Below are 2,339 nucleotides of genomic sequence, written 5' to 3' on the forward strand. Positions count from 1 at the left end.
CTCAGCCGGACGCCCCAATCGCGGCCTTCATAGACACCTTCGACGTCGACTTCATCGGCGTGGTCAACACTTTCAGCGCCGCGGTGCCCCGGTTGGTCGAAGGCTCGTCCCTCATCGCTTCTGGTCCCACATGCTCCCCGCAAGGACCTTTTCTCGATCGACCGCAGGGACTCGGTGGGGCAGCATATGAGCTCGCTCAGTCGATGGTCTCGCAGTACGTGAAGACGCTGGCCGAACAATTAGCACCACAAGGCATCCGGGTAAACACCGTCAGCGGCGCGGAGGATTCCGGCGATGTGCGGCGTGCTGGACGGCTGCATCGGCCCGTCATGCTCGACGTGGATAGCAGAGGCAATCAGGCTGGTGCGGCGTCGCTTTCGACGATGTTATGGCCAGTTGCGACCTGGGCGGACACTGACGCATCCGCTGCAGTGGCGTTCTTGGCAGCGGACGAATCGCAAGCGATAACCGGCCGACACGTCACGGTCGACGCCGGCTCGTCCCTCAACTAGCTTCGACGACGAGCACGACACCCGAGCGGCTCAGGTCGACACCGTCCAGTTGGTGGTCGATGAGGTGAATGGCACACCTAGTTTGGCAAGTATCCACGGCGGCAAGCGTTTTGGCATCGGTAAGGGTACCGATCGGGCACCACGCGCCTCGAGTAACGCTTCGTAGGCGGTGGTATCACCGCTGAACGGTTGTCCCTCACCGGCGATGAACCCGTACAGTTCGCATCCCTGAGGGCCGGCCTCCCAAGGTCCGAACACGTCCCCCCACTCGAGCATGATGTGCGTACCGGTGCGGGCGACTACGTCGCCGCAACGGATCTCGCCGGCCAGAATGAAGTTGCTGTGATCGCCGGTGTGACCGTGCTGCGGGGAGATGGCACCCGGATCCCACCTGTTCCAGAACGCGAAGTAACGGGGAGAAAGCTCGATCCACTTCTCCCAGATCGACGCCGTGCGACCATCGGCGAACTCGTAACGCAGCATTTCCTCGGCCGGTACATCGTCGAGATGCTTGATCGACGGTCCACCTTTCATCGGGCAGTTCCCTTCCTTTGATTGCTCGACCCGCGCCTCAGGCCTGCACGGGCTCCCAACCACCGCCTTCAGATGAGCGATGCGCAGCATCGATCACCGCAAGCGAAAGCAAGCCGTCCTCGAAGGTGGCCGCGCCGCTGGGCCCCCCGTCGAACGCGGGCAGCCAGTCCTGCAGCATCAGCGCCATCGCCCTACTCGCGTGGCCCGCCAGCCCGCCGGGCAACCGCTCGGGGTACGCGGGCTCGCGTTCGTCAACCGTCAGAGGGCTCAGTCCGGGATCGGTGGCGGTGCCGAGACTGTACGCCGCAGAACGCAACTCGCCGTCGCCGATGATGGTGCCATCGGAACCGAACAACTCCAGGCGGTAGTAGTCGGCGTGGGCGCCCATGACCGTGAGGCTCAACACGACGGTGACCCCGGACTCCATACGCATCAGCAGCGCCGCAGTATCGTCGGCGGTGACCGCCAGAGTCCCCCCGTCGGGCAGTTCGCGGACCGGGTCGCTGGTGCGGACTTCGGCGCACACCGATACCGGGCGGCCGAGCAGGCTGCACAAGAAGTCCAGGTCGTGCACGAGCATGCCGGCCAGATAGCCGCCGCCCTGCTCCCGGTCGTACATCCAATGGGCCTGCAACGGATGACTCGGATGCCAGTAGGACGCGCTGCGACTGACCCGCGCAAAATACTGCGAACCGAGGAAGCCCGAGTGCACCCGGTCCGCGACGGCCAACCAGTCGGGGTTCCAACGGTTCTCGAAACAACATGCGGTAGGCAGCTCGGCATCCGCCGCTGCGCGCACCATGTGGCGGGCCGCTTCGAGGTCACCTGCTAGCGGTTTCTCGCACAGCACGGGCTTGCCCGCCGCCAGCGCGGCGATCGTCATCTCATGGTGCAGCACAGTGGGCGTCGCGACCGAAATGACGTCGAGATCGTCGCGGGTCACGAACGACTGCCAATCCATAGAGGTCTGTTCGATGCCCAGTTTGGTCGCCACCCGTTCCAGTCGATCAGGTGTACGGGCACAGAGCGCGACGGGATCGAAGCCCTTCGCCGCCCGGAAACCGGGCACCTGCACATGCGCGCCCCAACCAACGCCGATAATGCCGACCCGTAAGGTCATGTGCTCTCCTCCGCTACTCAGGTTTGCAGTGACACCAATGTTAGATAGGTCGCGCCTGCTGCGTAGGAATATCGAGCCATTACCAGATTTTATCGAGCACCCCGGCATTGCCTATAAGTGACATGGGTGCCAGAATCGGGTGCTGTGAGCGCAATCGACGTCGACGAGCAGCA

General features: G+C 63.8%; 3 protein-coding genes. 1 reads left to right on the forward strand and 2 read right to left on the reverse strand.

Annotated features, from left to right (window positions below):
* A partial coding sequence (locus VFW69_RS11865; RefSeq protein WP_526501408.1) for an SDR family oxidoreductase occupies positions 1-512 on the forward strand: 512 nt, incomplete at its 5' end.
* A 30-nt stretch (positions 513-542) separates the two neighbouring features.
* Here the strand turns inward: VFW69_RS11865 and VFW69_RS11870 are convergent.
* Both VFW69_RS11870 and VFW69_RS11875 read right to left on the reverse strand, forming a co-directional pair.
* Positions 543-1,046 (reverse strand): cupin domain-containing protein, encoded by a 504-nt coding sequence (locus VFW69_RS11870; RefSeq protein WP_526501410.1) that lies wholly within the window; start codon positions 1,044-1,046, stop codon positions 543-545.
* A gap of 37 nt (positions 1,047-1,083) precedes the next feature.
* Positions 1,084-2,166, reverse strand: coding sequence for a Gfo/Idh/MocA family protein (locus tag VFW69_RS11875; protein WP_526501412.1), 1,083 nt, complete (start codon positions 2,164-2,166; stop codon positions 1,084-1,086).
* Between the last annotated feature and the right edge of the window lie 173 nt (positions 2,167-2,339).

The sequence above is a fragment of the Mycobacterium sp. genome (genome assembly GCF_036273375.1).
Taxonomy (GTDB): domain Bacteria; phylum Actinomycetota; class Actinomycetes; order Mycobacteriales; family Mycobacteriaceae; genus Mycobacterium.